Origin of the sequence: Achromobacter insolitus, assembly GCF_002209555.1 — a bacterium.
In the GTDB taxonomy this organism is placed as follows: domain Bacteria; phylum Pseudomonadota; class Gammaproteobacteria; order Burkholderiales; family Burkholderiaceae_B; genus Achromobacter; species Achromobacter insolitus.
Genome location: NZ_NJIF01000006.1, coordinates 136,674 through 155,154 on the forward strand (window position 1 = coordinate 136,674; position 18,481 = coordinate 155,154).

The 18,481-nt window shown below is 66.2% G+C and carries 19 protein-coding genes; 9 read left to right on the forward strand and 10 right to left on the reverse strand.

Annotation, left to right across the window (positions count from 1 at the left end; genetic code table 11):
- Positions 1–7 precede the first annotated feature (7 nt).
- Genes CEY08_RS19815 through CEY08_RS19825 form a run of 3 tightly spaced genes read left to right on the forward strand, consistent with a single transcriptional unit; the run spans position 8 to position 3,497 of the window.
- A complete protein-coding gene (locus tag CEY08_RS19815) occupies positions 8–1,075 on the forward strand; it encodes an ABC transporter ATP-binding protein (RefSeq protein WP_063642722.1) in 1,068 nt (355 codons plus the stop codon).
- The gene (locus CEY08_RS19820) at positions 1,072–2,079 is read left to right on the forward strand and encodes an ABC transporter ATP-binding protein (RefSeq protein ID WP_076815341.1); all 1,008 of its coding nucleotides are present in this window, start codon (positions 1,072–1,074) and stop codon (positions 2,077–2,079) included. The genes CEY08_RS19815 and CEY08_RS19820 overlap by 4 nt, the downstream gene beginning before the upstream one ends.
- A complete protein-coding gene (locus tag CEY08_RS19825; protein WP_076815343.1) occupies positions 2,076–3,497 on the forward strand; it encodes an amidase in 1,422 nt (473 codons plus the stop codon). The genes CEY08_RS19820 and CEY08_RS19825 overlap by 4 nt, the downstream gene beginning before the upstream one ends.
- Before the next feature lie 22 nt (positions 3,498–3,519).
- On the opposite strand, the gene CEY08_RS19830 is transcribed toward CEY08_RS19825, so the two are convergent.
- From CEY08_RS19830 to CEY08_RS19860, 7 genes are read right to left on the reverse strand one after another with little or no spacing between them, the layout of a single operon-like run.
- Positions 3,520–4,497 (reverse strand): Bug family tripartite tricarboxylate transporter substrate binding protein, encoded by a 978-nt coding sequence (locus tag CEY08_RS19830; protein WP_076815345.1) that lies wholly within the window; start codon positions 4,495–4,497, stop codon positions 3,520–3,522.
- A 56-nt stretch (positions 4,498–4,553) separates the two neighbouring features.
- Positions 4,554–5,429 (reverse strand): HpcH/HpaI aldolase/citrate lyase family protein, encoded by an 876-nt coding sequence (locus CEY08_RS19835; RefSeq protein ID WP_063961820.1) that lies wholly within the window; start codon positions 5,427–5,429, stop codon positions 4,554–4,556.
- A gap of 7 nt (positions 5,430–5,436) precedes the next feature.
- Positions 5,437–6,210, reverse strand: a complete 774-nt coding sequence (locus tag CEY08_RS19840) for an enoyl-CoA hydratase/isomerase family protein (RefSeq protein WP_076815347.1) — start codon at positions 6,208–6,210, stop codon at positions 5,437–5,439.
- Positions 6,210–7,397: a CaiB/BaiF CoA transferase family protein gene (locus tag CEY08_RS19845; protein ID WP_084738597.1), complete on the reverse strand. Its 1,188-nt coding sequence runs from the start codon at positions 7,395–7,397 to the stop codon at positions 6,210–6,212. Before CEY08_RS19845 ends, CEY08_RS19840 begins: the two co-directional genes overlap by 1 nt.
- Positions 7,398–7,410: 13 nt before the next feature.
- Positions 7,411–8,343, reverse strand: coding sequence for a 3,5-dioxohexanoate:acetyl-CoA acetone transferase (gene kce / locus CEY08_RS19850; RefSeq protein WP_042795001.1), 933 nt, complete (start codon positions 8,341–8,343; stop codon positions 7,411–7,413).
- A 22-nt stretch (positions 8,344–8,365) separates the two neighbouring features.
- Positions 8,366–9,532, reverse strand: coding sequence for an acyl-CoA dehydrogenase family protein (locus tag CEY08_RS19855; RefSeq protein ID WP_076815349.1), 1,167 nt, complete (start codon positions 9,530–9,532; stop codon positions 8,366–8,368).
- Between the two features lie 11 nt (positions 9,533–9,543).
- Positions 9,544–9,999 carry a MaoC family dehydratase gene (locus CEY08_RS19860; protein WP_063642728.1) on the reverse strand — a complete coding sequence of 152 codons (456 nt, stop codon included), beginning with the start codon at positions 9,997–9,999 and terminating at the stop codon, positions 9,544–9,546.
- Between the two features lie 122 nt (positions 10,000–10,121).
- Between CEY08_RS19860 and CEY08_RS19865 the strand changes: the two genes are divergently transcribed.
- Positions 10,122–11,138, forward strand: coding sequence for an NADP-dependent oxidoreductase (locus tag CEY08_RS19865; protein ID WP_076815351.1), 1,017 nt, complete (start codon positions 10,122–10,124; stop codon positions 11,136–11,138).
- Positions 11,139–11,142: 4 nt separating this feature from the next.
- Positions 11,143–11,634, forward strand: a complete 492-nt coding sequence (locus CEY08_RS19870) for a MarR family winged helix-turn-helix transcriptional regulator (RefSeq protein WP_063642730.1) — start codon at positions 11,143–11,145, stop codon at positions 11,632–11,634.
- Between the two features lie 16 nt (positions 11,635–11,650).
- Here CEY08_RS19870 and CEY08_RS19875 read toward each other — a convergent pair whose 3' ends face one another.
- The gene (locus tag CEY08_RS19875) at positions 11,651–12,532 is read right to left on the reverse strand and encodes a LysR substrate-binding domain-containing protein (RefSeq protein WP_076815353.1); all 882 of its coding nucleotides are present in this window, start codon (positions 12,530–12,532) and stop codon (positions 11,651–11,653) included.
- A 118-nt stretch (positions 12,533–12,650) separates the two neighbouring features.
- Between CEY08_RS19875 and CEY08_RS19880 the strand changes: the two genes are divergently transcribed.
- From CEY08_RS19880 to CEY08_RS19890, 3 genes are all read left to right on the forward strand, one after another.
- On the forward strand, positions 12,651–13,274 hold the full coding sequence (locus tag CEY08_RS19880) for a glutathione S-transferase family protein (protein ID WP_076815356.1): 624 nt from the start codon (positions 12,651–12,653) through the stop codon (positions 13,272–13,274).
- 98 nt (positions 13,275–13,372) lie between these two features.
- Positions 13,373–14,332 carry an LLM class oxidoreductase gene (locus tag CEY08_RS19885; RefSeq protein ID WP_088607777.1) on the forward strand — a complete coding sequence of 320 codons (960 nt, stop codon included), beginning with the start codon at positions 13,373–13,375 and terminating at the stop codon, positions 14,330–14,332.
- Positions 14,333–14,403: 71 nt separating this feature from the next.
- Positions 14,404–15,618, forward strand: coding sequence for a hypothetical protein (locus CEY08_RS19890; protein ID WP_076817894.1), 1,215 nt, complete (start codon positions 14,404–14,406; stop codon positions 15,616–15,618).
- Between the two features lie 12 nt (positions 15,619–15,630).
- Here CEY08_RS19890 and CEY08_RS19895 read toward each other — a convergent pair whose 3' ends face one another.
- Positions 15,631–16,878, reverse strand: a complete 1,248-nt coding sequence (locus CEY08_RS19895; RefSeq protein WP_076815358.1) for a hypothetical protein — start codon at positions 16,876–16,878, stop codon at positions 15,631–15,633.
- A 135-nt stretch (positions 16,879–17,013) separates the two neighbouring features.
- Here CEY08_RS19895 and CEY08_RS19900 point away from each other — a divergent pair, with 135 nt between their 5' ends.
- On the forward strand, positions 17,014–17,673 hold the full coding sequence (locus CEY08_RS19900; RefSeq protein ID WP_063642733.1) for a glutathione S-transferase family protein: 660 nt from the start codon (positions 17,014–17,016) through the stop codon (positions 17,671–17,673).
- Between the two features lie 35 nt (positions 17,674–17,708).
- On the opposite strand, the gene CEY08_RS19905 is transcribed toward CEY08_RS19900, so the two are convergent.
- Entirely contained in the window at positions 17,709–18,455 is a 747-nt protein-coding gene (locus tag CEY08_RS19905; RefSeq protein ID WP_042795010.1) for a citryl-CoA lyase, read from the reverse strand.
- Positions 18,456–18,481 lie beyond the last annotated feature (26 nt).

The following is an 18,481-nucleotide window of genomic DNA, read 5'->3' on the forward strand; positions in this document are numbered from 1 at the left end:
GCACGCCATGGCCATATCTCCCGCCGCCGTCGCCCCTGGCGACGTGCTGCTCGAAGTCGACAACCTGCGCACCTACTTCGATACCGTGTCGGGCACCGTTCGTTCGGTGGACGGCGTGTCCTACCAGGTGCGGGCCGGCCGCACGCTGGGCGTGGTCGGCGAGTCCGGCTGCGGCAAGAGCGTCACGGCACTGTCGATCCTGCGGCTGATCCCGACCCCGCCCGGACGCTATGCCGGGGGCCAGATCCGCTATCGCGGCACCGACCTGCTGGGCCTGACCGAAAAGCAGATGCGCCAGATCCGCGGCAACCGGATTTCGATGATTTTCCAGGAGCCGATGACCTCGCTGAACCCCGTGCTGACGGTGGGCCGGCAAATCGCCGAAACCGTGATGCTGCATCAGAAGCTCGGGCGCCGCGAGGCCTACCGCCGTGCCGAGGAAATGCTGCGCCTGGTGCAGATTGCCGAGCCCGAGCGGCGCGTGCATGAGTATCCCTACCAGTTGTCGGGCGGCATGCGGCAACGCGTGATGATCGCATTGGCCCTGGCCTGCAATCCCGAAGTGCTGATCGCCGACGAACCGACGACCGCGCTGGACGTGACCATCCAGGCGCAGATCGTGGATCTGCTGCGCAGCCTGCAGCAGAGCCTGGGCATGGGCATCGTGCTGATCACCCATGACCTGGGCGTGGTGGCCGAATGCTGTGACCGCGTGGCCGTCATGTATGCCGGCCGCAAGGTAGAGGAAGCGCCCGTCACCGAATTGTTCGACCGGCCCCTGCACCCGTATACGCGAGCGCTGATGGCATCGATGCCGTCGATGAACACAACCACGCAGCGCCTATCCGAGATCCCCGGCATGGTGCCCGCGCCCAGCGAGCTGGGCAAGGGCTGCAGCTTCGCGCCGCGCTGCGCCTACGCCACCGAGCGCTGCCGCGCCGAAGCGCCCGAGCTGATGGAACACGGCAGCGACCATGTGGTCGCCTGCCACGAAGCGGCGCGCGTCGCCGCGCAACCCGCCCCGCAGGCGGCTTCGGCGACGCCTGGCGACGCCCTGACTGGAGTCCGAGCATGAGCGCCCGCAACGAGCCCGCCGCCCCGGCCACGCCCTTGCTGGACGTGCGCGACCTGAAAATGCACTACCCGGGCGCGGGAGGCTGGTTCAAGCCGCGTCGCAAAGTCATCCAGGCCGTGGACGGCGTATCCTTCACCGTGGCCAAGGGAGAAACCCTGGCGCTGGTGGGCGAGTCCGGCTGCGGCAAGACCACCACGGGCAAATCCGTCCTGCGGCTGATCCAGCCGACCTCGGGATCCGTGCGGCTGGAAGGCGAAGAGATCCTGGCCCTGACCCCCGAGCAGATGCGCAGCCGCCGGCGCGACATGCAGATCATCTTCCAGGATCCGTATGCCTCGCTGAATCCCCGCCTGACCGCGGGCGAGATCGTCGGCGAACCCTTGCAGAACTTCCCTGCCTCGGGCGACCGTTCGCGCGCGGACGAGATCGCCTGGCTGTTCTCGAAAGTCGGCCTGCGTCCGGAGGCAATGAAGAAATTCCCGCATGAATTCTCTGGCGGGCAACGGCAACGCCTGGGGATTGCGCGCGCGCTGGCCTTGCGGCCCAAGCTGATCGTCTGCGACGAACCCGTGTCGGCACTGGACGTGTCGGTCCAGGCGCAGGTCATCAACCTGCTGATGGACCTGCAGCAAGAAATGGGCATCGCCTACCTGTTCGTCGCGCACGACCTCGCCGTGGTGCGCCACATCAGCCACCGGGTTGCAGTGATGTACCTGGGCCGTATCGTCGAAGTTGCCGACCGCGACACGCTGTTCTCGCGGCCGCAGCATCCCTATACCGAGATCCTGCTGTCCGCGGTGCCCGTGCCGGATCCGCACAAACCCGCGCAACGCAAGCTGCTGCAGGGCGACCCGCCCAGCCCGGCGAATCCGCCCAGCGGTTGCCGCTTCCACACGCGCTGCCCGCTGGCCCAGCCCTTGTGCAAGGAAAAGCAGCCTGTCCTGACGCAACGCCCTGGCGCCTCGGATGCCGGGCAACACTGGGTGGCGTGCCACTTCCGATGAACGTACCGCGCCTGCTGGCGGCCCCCCTGCCAGGCAACGATCCCGTCTTTGGCCGCGGTATTGCCGAGTTGCGCGCGGCCATGGACAGCGGACGCCTCGGCGCCATGGACCTGGTGCGCGCCTACCTGGCGCGCATCGCGGCCCACGATCAGGCCGGGCCCACGCTGAACGCGGTGCTGGCGATCAACGGCCAGGCGCTGGCCGAGGCCGCGCTACGTGACGCGGAAAGGCACGCGGCAAGTCGCCGCGAGGCGGTGCTGGGCCCTTTGCATGGCATTCCCATCCTGTTCAAGGACAACATCGATACCGCCGGCATGCCGACCACCGCGGGCTCGCTGGCCCTGGCCGCTCGTCGGCCGCAACGCGATGCCGACGTCGTGCGACGGCTGCGCGAAGCCGGCGCCGTGGTACTGGGCAAGACCACCCTGCATGAACTGGCCTGCGGCATCACCAATGTCTCTTCCCTCTCCGGCCGCACGCGCAACGCCTACGATGCCTCCCTGGTGCCGGGCGGTTCCAGCGGTGGCAGCGCCGTGGCGGTGGCGTCCAGTTTCGCGGCAGCCGCAATAGGCACGGACACCAGCGGTTCGATCCGCATTCCGGCGGCGTTCAACCAGGTATGGGGACTGAGGCCCACGGCCGGGCGGTACAGCACCGCTGGCGTGGTGCCGCTGTCGCCAACACTGGACACCGTTGGCCCCATGGCGCGCCGCCTTGGCGATCTGGAAATCCTGTGGGCCGCGATGACCGGCGCCGAACCGCCACGGGAAGCAGACCCGCGGCAAGCATCCCGCGTTTGGCGCATCGGCACGCTGGACGCCCTTTTTGGGTCCGCCCTGGCGGAAACAGAGGTGTCCGGGCACGTCCGCACAGCGCTCGGCGGCTGGCGGGCCGACGGCGCGCACGTCCAAGCCGTTTCCCTGCCTCTGGAAGACGCGCGGCTGGCGGCCGCCAACATCACCGGCTACGAATTCCGCGATGCGCTGGCGCGTTGTTTGCGCGACGCGGATCTGCCTGTGCAGAGCCTCACGGACATCCTGGATGGAGGCTATCCGCATCCCGAAGTCACCGCCCTGCTGCACGAACGCGACGCCATGCGGGACCCGGATGGCAGCGCGCGCCTGGCCGTGCTTGGACGCGCTCGGGCGCTGCGCGACGAAGTGCTGGCGGCGATGGAGCACGGCCAGCTGGATCTGCTCGCCTATCCCACCGTACGCGGCGCGCCGGCACGGCTGGGCGAGCCGCAGCGTGGCGGCAACGGCCTGCTTGCGGCGGTAACGGGACTGCCGGCCTTAAGCGTGCCCATCGGCTTTACGGCCAGCGGCGCCCCCGTCGGCCTGGAGTTGCTGGGCCCCGCAGGCAGCGAGCGCCTGCTGTTGGAGGCGGCGCGGCGCTTCGATGCTTGCGGGTCCGCGTAAATCCCGGCTTCCCAGAGGCCCGTCATTCCGGCTGTATGCCCGCCTGCTTCACTTTTTCGCCCCAGACCTTCAGTTGCTGCGCCACGAAGGGGCCTAGCTTCTCCGCCGGCGCCGGCGTGGGTTCGGCCCCCATCTGCGTCAGCTTTTGCTTGACCTCCTCGGAAGACACGACGGCGTAGAGTTCGTCGGCCAGGCGCTTGCTGACGGGCGCCGGCATGTTGGCCGGCCCGAAGATGCCGACCCAGGCCGCCAGGTCGAAACCCGGCTGCCCCAGGGCCTCGGACACGCTGGGCAGGTCCGGCGCCAACGCGCTGCGCTTCTCCGTGGTGACCGCCAGCGCCTTCAGGCTGCCGGCCTTGATCTGCCCCGCCGCCGAAGCCAGATCCACGAACATGAAGGTCGAGCGGCCGCCGATAATGTCGGTCATGGCCTGCGGCGTGCTCTTGTACGGAATGGCAGCCGCGCGCATCGAAGTCAGCTTGTCGAACGACGCGGCCGAGATCTGCCCGGTGCTGTTGCCATAGGCGTAATTGACTTTGTCAGGATTGGCCTTGCCGTACTTGAGCAGGTCCTGCACGCTGGACACGCCAAGCTTGTCGCTTACCACCAGCACGAAGGGAAAATTGCACACCTGCGCCAGCGGCGTGAAGTCCTTGACCGGATCGTAGCGCAGGCTCTTGTAGAGGAACGGGTTGGATGAATGCGTGGTGTTGGTGGCCAGCATGATGGTATAGCCGTCAGGCTGGGAACGCGCCACCAGATCGGTGGCGACCTGCCCCGACGCCCCTGGACGGTTCTCCACGATAACCACCTGGCCCAGCCGCGTCTGCAACCGCTCCGCGATCATGCGGGCGACGATGTCGCTGGCGCTGCCCGGCCCGAAGGCGGTGATCATTTTGATGGGCTGTTGGCTCGGGAAGTCGGCGGCCGCGGCGGCCGACGCCGCTCCCAGGAAAATAGCGGCGGCGGCACATAGCCGTCTTGCTGCGGAATGCATCATCTCAGTCTCCTTTGGTGAAACGCCGCCCGTCTCAGCGGGCGGTCGCATGGGGTGCACTACGGCATGTCGGGCGCCCCCGCCAGTACGCGCAATGCCTGTTTCAGATGCGGACGGTCCAGCATTTCGCCATCCAGCTGCAACGTTCCCACGCCTGGCGACTGATGAAACGCGGCGACAATCCTGCGGGCCTTTGCGATCTCGTCCGAGGAAGGCGTGAACGCCTCATTGATGATGGCGATCTGGTCCGGGTGGATGGCGATCTTGCCCAGAAAGCCCGCGCGCCGGGCGCGCTTGGCATCACGGCGCAAGCCTTCGGCATCGCGAAAATTCGCGCAGATGGTGTCGATGGGAATGACCCCGGCCGCCTGCGCGCCAAGCAGGCAGAGAGAGCGTGCCAGCCGGTAGCTGAACTCGTACTCGCCATCCTCTTCCCGGTTGCTGATGGCTCCCACCGCGGCGGCAAGGTCTTCCGCGCCCCAGGTCAGGCCGCGCAAGCGCGCACTGCAGTCCACATAGCTGCCCAGGTTGAACATGGCTGCCGGCGTCTCCGTTGCCACGGGGATGATGCCGATTCCGCCGATGGGCAGTCCTTCGCGGGCCTCCAGGGCGCGCAGATAGTGATCCAGGGTGACAATGTCTGCCCGCCCCTCGCACTTGGGCAGCAGAATGCCGTCCGGCGCCGCGCGCACCACGGCAGCCAGGTCGTCCAGGGCCAGGCCTGAATCCAGCGGATTGACGCGCACCCACAGCGCCGGGCCCGTCTGGGGACGCGCCTGCAGGTACTCCCGCACCATGCCGCGAGCCTGCGGCAGGCGCGCCGCGTCCACCGAGTCTTCCAGGTCCAGCACCAGCGCGTCGGCGCCGCTGGCGGGCGCTTTCGCCAGCTTGCGCTCGCTGTCGCCCGGTACAAACAAAAGAGAACGCATTGCCATGGCTACCTCATCGTCCGTTGAAAACAGGCGGGCGGCGTTCGGCGAACGCCTGCACGCCTTCCGTCACATCTTCCGAGCCCTGCAGCACCCGCAGGAAAAGTTGCTCCATGCGCAAGCCTTCCGTCAGGCTCAGGTCTCGGCTGCGCACAGCCAGCTCCTTGGCCGCCTGCACGGCCAAAGGCGCGTTGGCGGCAAGGCGCCGCGCGTAATCCATCGCCGCCGCCATCAGGCGGTCCTGGGCCACGATGGCGTTGACCAGCCCCCAGCGCTCGGCGCGCTCGGCATCGAAGGCATCGCCGAGCAAGAGCAGTTCCATTGCAATGGCGTGCGGCAGCTGCCGCGCGATGCGTTGGGTGCCGCCGTTGGCGGGAAAGACGCCGCGCTTGACTTCGGTCAGGCCAAAGCTCGCATGGGGCGCACAAACGCGGATGTCGGTGGCCAGCAGCAAAGTCATGCCTCCGCCCAGGCAGTAGCCGTTGACGGCGGCAACCACCGGCTTCCAGACCTCCAGGCCGCGGTTCAGCAGCTGGCCGCTCTGCGTCATCGCCAGCGCGGCCAGCGAAGGCGGCGCGCCCACGAAGGATTTGAGATCGGCTCCGGCGCAGAAGGCCTGGTCGCCGGCTCCGGTGATGATTGCGGCCCGGATCGACGTGTCGTCGCGCACCCTGCACCAGGCGGCCGACAAGGCGTCGTAGTGTTCCTGGTCCAGCGCATTGCGGCGTTCGGGCCGGTCTATGGTGATGCAGGCAATGGCGTCCTCGACCTCGAATCGGATAGGCATCAGCGTGGCTCCTGCGCGCGGGGGAAATCGCGCTGTATGGCGGCATCGTCGTAACCCAGCTCGCGCAGGACATCCTCGGTATGCGCGCCCAGCACGGGCGGCGGCGCGCTCGGCCGGGGCCGCTGTCCATCGAAGCGCAGCGGTTGCGACACGACGTTCAGGCTGCCGCGCGCGGGATCATTCAGCGCGTGGACCATGCCGCTGGCCTGCGTATGCGGATGCGCGATCAGTTCTCCCAGGCTGTGTATCGGCGCGCAAGGGATGCCCGCGCTTCCAAGCCGAGCGATCCAGCGCTCGCGCGTGTCCGTCAGCAGGATCCTGCCCACTTCCTCCAGCACCTGCGGCCGGTGGGCGACGCGCTGCGCATTGCTGGCGTAACGCGGGTCCGAGGCCAGGTCTTCGCGGCCAGCCTCGTTGCAGAAGGCCCGCCACAGCGTGTCGTTGGCCACGCCCAGCAAGAACGGCCCGTCGCTGGCCTCGAATACCTGGTAGGGACACAGCGACTCGTGTGCCGAGCCCCAGCGGCGCGGCTCCGTGCCACGCTCCCAGTAGCTCTGCATCACGTATCCCATGAAGCCTACCGCGGTGTCGAACAGCGAGGCTTCGATCTGGCAACCTTCGCCGCTGCGCTGGCGGCGCAGCGCGGCAGCAAGGATGCCGATGGCCGCATGCATGCCGGTGGCCTGGTCGATGGGGGAAATCGGGCTGCGCACCGCGGCGCCCTCTTCCTCGCCCGTCAGCGCCATCATGCCGCTGAACGCCTGCAGAATGACGTCATAACCCTTGGCCTGGCTAAGCGGCCCTTGCGTGCCGAACCCGGAAATACTGCAATAGATGATTTCCGGACGCAGTTCGCGCGCGCTGGCGTAATCGATCCCCAGCTTTGTGGCCACGCCAGGCCCATAGCTTTCCACCACGATATCGGCGCTGGCGATCAGGCGCCGGACGGCCTCCCGCCCGGCGTCTGACTTCAGGTCCAGTACGACGCTGCGTTTGTTGCGATTGGCGCTGAGGAACACCGTGCCGTCCTCGCCGCGAAACGGCGGCCAGCGCCGGGTATCGTCGCCGCCCAGCGGTTCGACCTTGATCACCTCGGCGCCCATGTCGCCCAGGTACTGCGTGCACAGCGGACCGGCCAGCACCTTGGAAAAGTCCACCACCCGCATGCCGGAGAGCGCATCCATCATGTTTGGCTCCTGCTCAGAACGCGACCTGGTCGCGGCCCTTGGTCTGGATCATGGCGCGTGCCTCGGCCGGGCTGGCGATCTCCAGCGACAGCGCTTCCAGGATGCCGCGTATCTTCGATACCTGCTGCGCGTTGGACGCGGCGAGCTGCCCGCGGCCCAGGTACAGGCTGTCCTCCAGCCCGACGCGCACATTGCCGCCCAGCAGCGCGCTGGCGGTCACGAAAGACATCTGGTGGCGCCCCGCCGCCAGCACCGACAGGTAATAGTCGTCGCCGAAGAGCCTGTCCGCGATCAGCCGCATGTGCATCAGGTTGTCGTGGTCCGCGCCTATGCCGCCCAGGATCCCGAAAATGCATTGCAGGAAGAACGGCGGCTTGGCCAGTCCGCGGTCCACGAAGTGAGCCAGGTTGTAGAGATGGCCCACGTCATAACATTCGAATTCAAAGCGCGTGCCGTTGTCGGACATGCTCCGCAACCCACGCTCGATCTGGCTGAAGGTGTTCGACAGAATGAAATCCCGCGTCATCTCCAGATAGGGCTTTTCCCATTCGTGCTTGAACTGGCTGATGCGCTCGCCCGCTCCCGCGATGTTGAAATTGAGCGAGCCCATGTTCATCGACGCCACTTCCGGCTTGGCCCAGAGCGCCGGCGCCAGCCGCTGCTCCAGCGTCATGCCCAGGCCGCCGCCCGTGGTCAGGTTGATGATGGCGTCGGTGCGCGCCTTGATGTCTGGCAGGAACTGCGCGAAGCGCTCCGGCGTCTGATCGGGCTGGCCCGTCTTCGGGTCGCGGGCATGCAAGTGCACCATCGCAGCGCCCGCTTCGGCCGCGGCCACCGCCTCGTCGGCGATCTGTTGCGGCGTGATGGGCAAGTGCGGCGACATGGACGGCGTATGGATGGATCCCGTCACAGCGCAGGTGATGATGACCTTCGGCGATTTACGCATGGCTGGCCTCCTTGAATTCGGATCAATAGGATTTCGGCAGGCCGAGCACTTTCTCGGCGATGTAGCAGAGGATCAGCTGCGGCGAGACGGGCGCGATGCGCGGCAGCATGGCCTCGCGCAGATAGCGTTCGACGTGGTATTCCTTCGCATACCCCATCCCGCCATGCGTGAGCACGGCCGTCTCGCAAGCGCGGAACCCGGCCTCGGCGCAAAAGAACTTGGCGGCATTCGCCTCCGCGCCGCAGGGCCGCCCCTGGTCGTACAGCCAGGCGGCTCGCCGGTACAGCAACTCGGCAGCCTCCAGGTCCACCCAGCGCTCCGCCAGCGGGTGCTGTATGCCTTGGTTCTTGCCAATGGGACGGTCGAACACCACCCGCTCGGCGGCGTAGCCCGCGGCCTTGCGCAAGGCCGCGCGTCCCAGCCCGGTCGCTTCCGCCGCCAACAGGACGCGTTCGGGATTGAGGCCGTGCAGGATGTAGGAAAAGCCCTTGCCTTCCTCGCCGATGCGGTCCTCGACCGGGACCTCCAGCCCGTCTATGAACAATTCGTTCGAATCCACCGCTTTGCGGCCCATCTTCTCGATCTCCCGCACGCTGACGCGGCGGCGGTCCAGGTCGGTGTAGAACAGGCTCAGCCCGCCGCCGGGCTCCGTGACCTGGTCCAGCGGCGTGGTGCGCGCAAGCAGCAGGATCTTGTTGGCCACCTGCGCCGTGGAAATCCAGATCTTCTGGCCGTTGACCACATAACGGTCGCCGCGGCGCACCGCCTGGGTACGCAGCTTCAAGGTGTTCAGGCCGGTGTTCGGTTCGGTCACGCCGAAGCATGCCCGCTGTTCTCCGCTGATGATGGGCGGCAGCCAGCGGGCCTTCTGCTCCTCGCTGCCATGCACGACCACCGGGTGCAGGCCAAATACATTCATGTGGATCGCGGAGGCGCCGCTCAGGCCCGCGCCGCTGGCAGACACGGTCTCCATCATCAGCGCGGCCTCCAGGATCCCCAGGCCGGCGCCGCCATAGGCCGCGGGCATGGCTACGCCCAACCAGCCCGCGCCGGCCATTGCCCGGTAGAAATCCTCGGGAAAGCCGCCCTCCCGGTCGCGCTCCAGCCAATAGTCGTCGTCAAAGCGCGCCACGGTTTCCTGCACGGCGCGCTGGATCGCCAACTGGTCTTCGTTCAGGGAAAAGTCCATCGCGCGCGTCCTCAGGCCTGGGGTTGGCGCAGCATCAGCGCGCTGCGACGGCATGACGCCACCAGTTCATTACGCTGGTTGAACGCCAGGTGCTCGAAGATGACGATGCCGTTGGCGGGGCGCGACTTGCTGTCGCGCAGTTCCAGCACCCGCGACTCCGCGCGCAAGGTATCGCCCGCGAAGACCGGCATTGGAAAGCGCACCTCGTCCCAGCCCAGATTGCCGACCGTGGTGCCCAGCGTGGTGTCCCCCACCGAGATTCCCACCATCAACCCCAGCGTGAACGCGCTGTTCATCAAAGGCCGGCCGAACTCGGTCGTCTTGGCGTACTCGGCGTCCAGGTGGATGGCTGCCGGATTGTGCGTCATCGTGGTGAACAGCACGTTATCGGTCTCGGTGACGGTGCGTCGCACGTCATGCACGAAACGCTGGCCGACATGGAACTGCTCGAAATACAGCCCTGCCATTCTTGTCTCCTTGGCGGTGTGTCCCGCAGTCGCGGCAAGCCGGTAGCTACGCTTGCGTCTTAATTTACGCTACCATACTGTATGCATGCATACAATATAAGTAAGAACCCGAGGAGACCCCCATGCCCGTCAATCGCCAGGTCGTCCTGACGTCTCGCCCCCACGGCATTCCGCAGGCGGAACATTTCGCCATTCGCGACAGCGCGCTGCCGGCGCTGCAGCCCGGAGAACTGCTGGTCCGGAACCTCTATCTTTCGGTCGACCCGGCCATGCGCGGCTGGGTCAACGCCGCCGCCAACTACTCCGATCCCGTCGCCTTGGGCGAGGTAATGCGCTCCTTCGCCGTGGGCCGGGTCGTGGAATCGCGTCACCCGGACTATGCCGCGGGCATGCACGTCATGGGCATGTTGGGATGGCAGGACTACGCAGTCACGGATGGCAGCCCCATCCGCCGCATCGTGCGCGAAACCGATCTACCCTTATCCCTGTCGCTCGGCGTGCTCGGGCTGAACGGCATCACCGCCCATTTCGCGTTGTCCACGCTGGGACGGCCGCAGCCCGGCGAGACCTTGGTCGTCTCCACCGCGGCCGGCGCGGTCGGCTCCATCGTGGGCCAGCTTGGCCGGCTGGCTGGCTGCCGCGTGGTGGGCATCGCCGGCGGCGAGGAAAAGCGCCGCATCTGCCTGGATGAATTCGGCTTCGACGCCGCCATCGACTACCGTGCTGGTGATCTGGCCCAGGCGCTGACGCAGAGCTGTCCCGACGGGATCGACGTCTACTTCGACAACACCGCCGGCCGTATCAGCGACGCCGTGCTGCCGCGCATCAACCGCCACGCGCGCATCGTGGTTTGCGGCACCGCCGCCATCGCCAGCTGGGATCCCTGGCCCGAAGGCCCGCGCGTCGAACGCCACCTGCTCAACAAGGCTGCGCAGATGTCGGGTTTTCTGGTCTGGGACTACGAACACCGCTACGAGGAAGCCGTTGCGCGCCTCGCTCCGCTGGTGCGCAGCGGTGCGCTACGCTATCGGGAAGAAATACAGGAAGGCCTGGAAAGCGCCCCGGGAGCCATCGCCGACCTCTACGCCGGCCGCAACCTCGGCAAACGCCTTATCCGCCTGACCTCCAACGATGAATGAACCTATGGCCAACAAGGCTGAAAAAAGCAGCTCCACCCCCGAACGCAACGTGTCCGAAAACTGGGATCAGCGCCTCGGATTCCTGATGCACGACGTCTCCCGGCTGCGCCGCAAAGTCTTCGACGAAGTCATGAAGCCCGAAGGCATCACCCGTTCCCAGTGGTGGGTGCTGGCCCATCTGTCACGCCATGACGGCATGTCGCAAAGCGACCTGGCCGATCGCCTGGACCTCGGCCGCGCCGCATTGGGCGGTTTGATCGACAGGCTGGAAGCCATGCGGCTCGTGCGCCGGGGCGCCGACGGCCAGGACCGCCGCGCCAAGCTGGTCTTCCTGACCGAGGACGGCGTGGCCATGATTGAACGGATGCGCGGCAAGAGCGACCGCATGAGCGAAGCAATTCTTGAAGGCTTGAGCCAGGCGCAACGCCACCAGCTGGCCGACATGCTCAGCCTGGTAAAGGCGAATCTGCTGGCTTTCGGCAAGCCCCTGGATTGAGAGCCGGGCCGGCGAGTCACGCCGCCGCCTCTTCCAGGATCCAATCGATAAAGGCCCGGACTTCGGGACGCTGCGCCGCGCCGGGACGGCTTACGGCGTAATAGGCGAAGCGCGAGGGCCAGGGCTTGTCCAGCACCTGCACCAGGCGTCCGGCGGCAATCTCCTCCTGGGCATGGGCTGCCGGCACTAGCGCAAGGCCCTGTCCCGATTCCGCCGCGCGGATCAGCAGAAAGTCATCGTCGAACGCATTGCCGCGCTGCGCCCTGGGATCCTGGGCAACGCCGTGCGCGCTCAACCACAGCGGCCAATCGGCGCGGTCCGCATCATGCAGCAGCGGGTAATCCAGGCAGTCCGCCGGTTCTGCCAGAGTCACGCTGGCGGCCAGCCCTGGCGCGGCCACGGGCACGAGCACCGGCGCCATCAAAGGCACCACGTCCAGCCCGGGATAGTCGCCCAGCCCATGGCGCAGGGCGACGTCCACATGGTCGCGCCGCAGATCGACCAGGGCGGGCGTGGCTTCCACCCGGATTTCTATGTGGGGATGCCTCTGCTTGAATCGTCCCAGGCGCGGAACCAGCCACGACGCCGCAAACGTCGCCACGGTGCTGACCGTCAGGCTCTGCCGCGCCTTCATGGCTTCAAGCATGTCCACCGCCTTGTCGATCTGCGCGAACGCGGCGCTCAGCATGGGATAGACATCCGCGCCTGCCTCCGTCATGCGCATGCCATGGCGTTCGCGCACCAGCAGCGCAATGCCTAGCCGTTCTTCCAGCAGGCGGATCTGTTGGCTGATGGCGCCGGGCGTGACATGCAAGGCCTGCGCAGCGGCCGTGATGCTGCCGCGCTGGCTCACCTCGACAAAAGTACGCAGCGCCTGCAGGGGAAGCATCGCCGTCATTTTAGGTTTCCTAAATTCAATGTTGAGAAATGATCGCTGTACTCGACACATAGACAAAAGCAGAATTCCAGGACTGCAGCAGATCCCGAATATTTAGCAAATCTAAATAGGCAAGCATATGTTGAATCTATACACCGATAGTTCGCCGAATGGCTACAAGGCAACGATTGCCCTGGAGGAACTGGGGCTGCCTTACCGCCTGCATCATGTGCGCATCGCCGAGGGCGATCACCGCCGGCCGGAATTCCTTGCGCTGAACCCGCATGGCCGCATCCCCGCCCTGACCGACGAAGACACCGGCGTCGTGCTTTTCGAGTCGGCGGCGATCCTGCTGTATCTCGCGGAAAAGACCGGGAAGCTGCTTCCCGCCGACACCCTGGGCAGGTGGGAAGCGATCAAGTGGCTGCAATTCCATTCTTGCAGCGTCGGCCCCATCATCGGACAGCGCGTGCATTTCGACGTGTTCGACAAGTCCGGCAACGCCGCCGCAATCGAACGCTACCGGCGCCTGACCGACGACGCACTGGCGGTGCTGGACCACCGCCTGGCTGAACACCACTATCTGGCTGGCGACACGTACTCCATCGCCGACATTGCGCATTTCGGCTGGAGCCATATCGCGCGGGTGATCGATTTCGACTTCAGCCATCACCGGCACTTGAGCGCATGGCACGAACGCGTGGCCGCCCGCCCCGCCGTCAGCCGGGGCATCACCCTGCCCGCGGCGGCAACCGGCGCGTGACGACCAGAAGGACACCCGGCATGGATACCACTCAATCGCGCCTGGACACAGCGGGCGCATCGTATTTCGCGTTTTCCGCCCATCCCGGCTATCGGCGCATGTTCGCGCCCGGCCGCCTGACACTGGGCATCTTCCTGCCACTGCGCTTCTTTGAAGGCAGCATGGCGGTGCTCGCAGGCCAGGCGGAACTGGTGAAGCAGATCGATCGGCAGGAGTTTGCCGCCGTGTGGGTGCGCGACGTGCCCTTGTTCTCGCCGTCATTCGGGGATGCGGGACAAGTGTTCGATCCGTTCACGTACCTGGCGTTTCTGGCGGGACACACAAAAAAGATCGCGTTGGCGACAGGCAGCGCCATCTTTGCCCTGCGCCACCCCATCGACCTGGCCAAGGCGTCGAATACCATCGACCAGCTGTCGGGCGGCAGGCTGGTGCTGGGAGTGGCGTCGGGAGACCGGCCGGTCGAATTTCCCGCTTACGGGCTGGAACATGACGAACGCGGCGCGCGTTTCGCCGCGGCGGTGGCGTACTTTCGCCAGTTGATGCGGCCCGGCCCGCTGGAAATCGATTCGCCGCTGGGACGCTTCAACCGCGCGGAGTTTCTGCCCAAGCCCGCCGCTGGCGTCATTCCGGTGATCGTGACCGGCTCGTCGGGGCAGCCGCTATCGTGGATCGCCGAACATGCCGATGGCTGGCTGACCTATCCCGATGCCACGCATACGCCCCAGGGGCCGCAACGCCTGGCGGAAAAAATCCGTGCCTGGCGCGCCTTGATACCCGACGGGGGCTTCCGGCCGCACATGACCAATGAGTGGCTGGATCTGACGGACGACCCGGACCATCCGCGCACGCCGTTGCACAACGGATTCGTGCTGCGCACGGGTAGAAAGGGTCTGATCGCCTTGCTGGAGGAATGGCAGGCGGCCGGCGTCAACCACGCCGCCCTCGGCATCCAGTTCTCGCAGCGGCCCCCGGCAGAAGTGCTGCAAGAACTGGCGGAGGAAGTGCTTCCGCTTTTTCCTTCACACCCGGGCCCGCCCACGCTGCCGGCCTCGTGGTAGCGACGCACGGCCGCAAGCCATGAACGGGGGCCGCTACGCTATCCTTGACGGTTTTCATCCCGAAGCCCGCCATGGCGCAGCCCTCCGCCCGCATACTTGAAGGAACCATCCACCAGATCCGGCTCGCCGTGCCCGTCGTGCGGCGCGATGCTTTCCTGCGCATCGGGACAGACAGCGTCATCGCCGCCGGACTCGAAGCGTCACAGATCAACCAGCTGCAGCGCATGCATGAGCAGGGGATCCCGCTGCGCGTCGGCGTGATGGACGGCAATGACGGCCAGCTCGTCTTCTCCTGGGCTGTTCCCGCAAGCGGGGAGCCCATTCCACCCCGCTACTACCAATCGTTGAAACGGCGAGGATGGCGCGAGGTTGCCATCGGCACGGCGGTGGGCGCGGCATTCCTCTGGCTGGCGTGGCTGCTTGGCATCGGCAGCCTCACGCGGGTGTTCTTGATGGTCTTCGCCCTGGTCGTCGCCCTGGTGGCGTTGATGGTGGCCGGGTCTGCTTTGCATGGTCTTTGGCACAACCGCCGCGACCGCCCGCTGATCCTGGCAAGCGAAGCGCTGTTCGATCCCCGGCGCAAGCCCAAAGCCGCCACCGCGGGCCCGCCGCCCAAAAGGCCACGGCTAGAGCCGCTGTCGCAAGAGGACGCTGGCGAGCCGCCCATCGCGCAGGTGCGGGGCCATATTTCAGGCCTTACGCACGAAACGCGGCAGGTCCACAAAGGGCCCAACTATGGCATCTATCGCTATACGGTCAATGGCGAGAACTTTGTGCTGCTCGCCCAGGAATCCTTCGGTGACGCGCTACCCTTCCTGGCCGAGGATGACCGCGTCGACATGGCGGTGCGCGCGGCCCCGGCCCATGACGGCCAGCGCGTCGTTTATGCGCTGCGTAATCTTGAAGACGGCCGTTGCTACATGTGCCACCGCTTCCATGGCGGCGAGCAAGGCAAGGACACGCCCATCCGCGTCGGCATGTCCCAGCGCGCGCGCCTGCTCAAGTTGATGGGCGGACTGATGCTGACAGCCTGGCTGTTGGTGGTCGGCCTGCAGTACTTCGCCGGCGCGGACGATCGGTCGTCACAGGATTTTCCGGAATTGGCCACGTTCCTGCTGGTGGCTTTCTTGGTCGTCTGGATGGCTTTTGCCCTGCCTCTGCTGTGGCTGGACACGCGCTGGCGCATGGGCAAGCCCACGCGGCGCCAGCGGTTCACGCAACGGATCTATGCGCTTCTGCAACTGGGCACGCCTTTCGCGCCATCGCAACGCGTCGAAGACGTGTAGCGCGCGCTGGCCTCAGTTATCCAGCAACTTCACGGTTTGCGGGTTGTAGCCGAAGTATGCGCCGCCGCAGCCCGTATAGGCTTGCGCCGCGGCGGGCAATCCGGTGGCGCGTACGAAGAGTTCTCCTCGCGCGCGGATCTCCTTGTAGCGCTCGGCCGCCACCGTTCCGTCAGGCAGGAAATACAGACGCACGCGCAACAGGCCTTTGTCCGGATCTTTTTTGCTCGCCGCAGTGAAGGCTGGCACGGTAATCGTCGCCTCGCGCCAGGCCCCGGGCGTCTCGATCGTCTGCCAACGTACCCGCACGGGTTGATCCAGATCCAGCAAGACCGGGCTGCCACCGCGCATGGGGTCGCAAGGCCGGGACAATAGGCTGCGCGCGGCGTACGAACCCATGTCGTAGGACTGGCCGTTGATCTCCACCCTGGCGATCGTCTGCTGCGTGAGATTCTCCAGGCCGAACAGGGCCAAGCCGGGAATGCCGGCAGCCTCCATCTGGCTCTCGGTCGTGCCGGCAAAGCGCGCGATGCCCGGCGCGACCTCGACGTGGTCCGCATAGTGGTAGTACTGATAGACCACCAGCGCGGCCTCGCCGTACGCAAACGCCGAAGGCAGCTTGCCCAGATCCGGATACGGCAGCCGGCGCAGCGGCAGGGAAGCGGCGGGCTCTCCATCCTGGCTGGAATACACGTAGCGATCCACGCCATCTCGCAGGCGCGCGCCCACGTAGGGGAACAGGTCGCCAGACGCGGATCCGGGGTTCGGATAGCGGTGAAGGTTCAGGAACATGCGTTGCTCAGCCGATGCGGGTTCCAGATACCGCGATGCGCCGGAAGATATGCTCCCGCCGCGCATGTCCGGCCAGATGCCATGGCCGCTCAGGTTGACGTGCGTTTCCTGGATCGCGGGGTTCGATTCCCGGAAGCTGTCCTGCCGGCTCCGCTCGATGGAGTCGCTGATGGGCACGATGGAAAGCGCGGACAACGCAGGCAGGAACAGCAGCGCATGGACGCGCCCCGGCACTCGCCCCTTGTCGCGCACCATGTACACGATCCAGCAGAGCGCCAACAACACCGCCAGCGGTCCGCCCAGGATCACCCCGTAGCTCAGCAGCGCCTGCGCCCCCCAACCCAGGTTGTCGGCGGACACGAACACGATGCCCAGGAATGCGAGCAGGCTCGCCAGCAGGAGCGAGACCGCGATGCCAAACCAATAATCCCGGAACTTCTTCAACTGGATCGTCCTCGTCGGTTGCGACATGGCCGAGTGTAGACGGTCAGGGCGTCGCATGGCATACGGCCGCCATGAGCCGGGTCCGGGAATTCCAGCTTGCGATAGTTCACGGCCTGGGCGATGCTAGGTCTCACCTCACGCGTTTCCGCCCGGAGCCCCATCATGTCGCTTGCGCTTTACGGCCACCCGTTCTCCTCTTACACACAGAAGGTGTTGATCGCGCTGTACGAAAACGGCACCCCGTTCGAGTTCCGCTGCATCGGTCCCGAAACCCCGCAGCACGCGGCGGAATGGCTGCGCCGCTGGCCCTTGCACAAGTTTCCCTTGCTGGAGGACGGGGACCGCAATATCGCCGAGACCAGCATCATCATCGAACATCTGCAACTGGAACATCCCGGACCGCAGCGCTTGCTGCCCGCCGAGCCCAAGGCGGCGCTGGAAGTGCGCTTCCTGGACCGGTTCTTCGACCTGCACGTCATGAACTGGACGCAGCATGCGGTGGGCGGCGCGCTCTCCGGCGACGAAGCCAAGCGCCGCGAAGCGCTGGCGCTGGCCGTGGAAAAGCTGGAGGTCGCCTATGCCTGGCTGGAAACCCATCTGGCCGGCAAGGCCTGGGCGGCTGGCGAAGCCTTCACACTGGCGGACTGCGCCGCCGCGCCCTCGCTCTTCTATGGCGACTGGACGCATCGCATTGCCGAGACGTATCCGGTGTTGCGCGCCTATCGGGCGCGCCTGTTGGCACGCCCCTCGTTCGCGCGCGCGGTGGAAGAAGCGCGGCCTTATCGGCCGCTGTTTCCATTAGGCGCGCCGGACCGGGATTGAATCCAGTCCTGGATCCGTAATGGACCCGTCGGACGTCACTCATTGCCCGCGGCCATGTCCCATACCTTCTGCGCAATGGGATTCTTCTGTTCCTCGATGATGTGCGCCATCAAGCCCACCGAGCGGCCGATCATCGTCAGCGCCTTGCCCAGTTCAGGCGTCAGGCCCATGTCCAGGACGATGGCGCCCTTGGCCCCCGTGGCATTCAGTGGAATCTTGCGACCCGACTGCCGGGCGGCCGCGGCCGCCAGTTCCACGGCAAAGCGCGAGTAGTTGCCGTAATAGCCGCAGTCCTTGGCGATCTCGAACATCTTCTCGCAACGAGGATCGCCGTCCACGTGTATCGGGTGCCCGACGCCGGGAATCTTGCGTTTGGCCGCCTTGTTGGCCTTGACGCATTCTTCGGCGTAATGGCGCAGCTCCTCATCCGTGTAGCGGTCCTGCTTAGGCAGCGCGTCGCGCAAAAAGCGCGCCGCGTATTCGATCACGCCCAGAAAGCGGCTCCCGGCGCCCAGCAGCCCGGCTGCCAGTGCGCCTTGCATGGCCTCGGGCGCGCCGTGCAGGGTCAACCGGGCCGACAGGGCGCTGGGCGTGAGGCCATGGTCGGTGGCGCTGACCAGGAACAAGTTGAGCATGGTCTTGAGCTGGGGCGTGGGGAACTCGCCCAGCAGCTCCAGGGCCAGCACGTCGATGAAGTCGCGCTTGAACAGGTCGTGCACCAGGTCATGGCCACGCACCAGAATGGTATGGGCGTCGCCGCCTCCGATCTTGCTGTCGAACATCTGAAATCTCCGTGAACTTTTTGGGC

Coding starts and splice junctions, on each gene's coding strand:
- CEY08_RS19905 (WP_042795010.1), bottom strand. CDS start 18,455: ATGTTCGACAGCAAGATCGGAGGCGGCGACGCCCATACCATTCTGGTG.
- CEY08_RS19840 (WP_076815347.1), bottom strand. CDS start 6,210: ATGCCTATCCGATTCGAGGTCGAGGACGCCATTGCCTGCATCACCATA.
- CEY08_RS19835 (WP_063961820.1), bottom strand. CDS start 5,429: ATGGCAATGCGTTCTCTTTTGTTTGTACCGGGCGACAGCGAGCGCAAG.
- CEY08_RS19845 (WP_084738597.1), bottom strand. CDS start 7,397: ATGATGGATGCGCTCTCCGGCATGCGGGTGGTGGACTTTTCCAAGGTG.
- CEY08_RS19875 (WP_076815353.1), bottom strand. CDS start 12,532: ATGACGGCGATGCTTCCCCTGCAGGCGCTGCGTACTTTTGTCGAGGTG.
- CEY08_RS19855 (WP_076815349.1), bottom strand. CDS start 9,532: ATGGACTTTTCCCTGAACGAAGACCAGTTGGCGATCCAGCGCGCCGTG.
- CEY08_RS19860 (WP_063642728.1), bottom strand. CDS start 9,999: ATGGCAGGGCTGTATTTCGAGCAGTTCCATGTCGGCCAGCGTTTCGTG.
- CEY08_RS19895 (WP_076815358.1), bottom strand. CDS start 16,878: ATGTCGCAACCGACGAGGACGATCCAGTTGAAGAAGTTCCGGGATTAT.
- kce (WP_042795001.1), bottom strand. CDS start 8,343: ATGCGTAAATCGCCGAAGGTCATCATCACCTGCGCTGTGACGGGATCC.
- CEY08_RS19825 (WP_076815343.1), top strand. CDS start 2,076: ATGAACGTACCGCGCCTGCTGGCGGCCCCCCTGCCAGGCAACGATCCC.
- CEY08_RS19820 (WP_076815341.1), top strand. CDS start 1,072: ATGAGCGCCCGCAACGAGCCCGCCGCCCCGGCCACGCCCTTGCTGGAC.
- CEY08_RS19830 (WP_076815345.1), bottom strand. CDS start 4,497: ATGATGCATTCCGCAGCAAGACGGCTATGTGCCGCCGCCGCTATTTTC.
- CEY08_RS19865 (WP_076815351.1), top strand. CDS start 10,122: ATGCCCGTCAATCGCCAGGTCGTCCTGACGTCTCGCCCCCACGGCATT.
- CEY08_RS19815 (WP_063642722.1), top strand. CDS start 8: ATGGCCATATCTCCCGCCGCCGTCGCCCCTGGCGACGTGCTGCTCGAA.
- CEY08_RS19880 (WP_076815356.1), top strand. CDS start 12,651: ATGTTGAATCTATACACCGATAGTTCGCCGAATGGCTACAAGGCAACG.
- CEY08_RS19890 (WP_076817894.1), top strand. CDS start 14,404: ATGGCGCAGCCCTCCGCCCGCATACTTGAAGGAACCATCCACCAGATC.
- CEY08_RS19870 (WP_063642730.1), top strand. CDS start 11,143: ATGGCCAACAAGGCTGAAAAAAGCAGCTCCACCCCCGAACGCAACGTG.
- CEY08_RS19900 (WP_063642733.1), top strand. CDS start 17,014: ATGTCGCTTGCGCTTTACGGCCACCCGTTCTCCTCTTACACACAGAAG.
- CEY08_RS19885 (WP_088607777.1), top strand. CDS start 13,373: ATGTTCGCGCCCGGCCGCCTGACACTGGGCATCTTCCTGCCACTGCGC.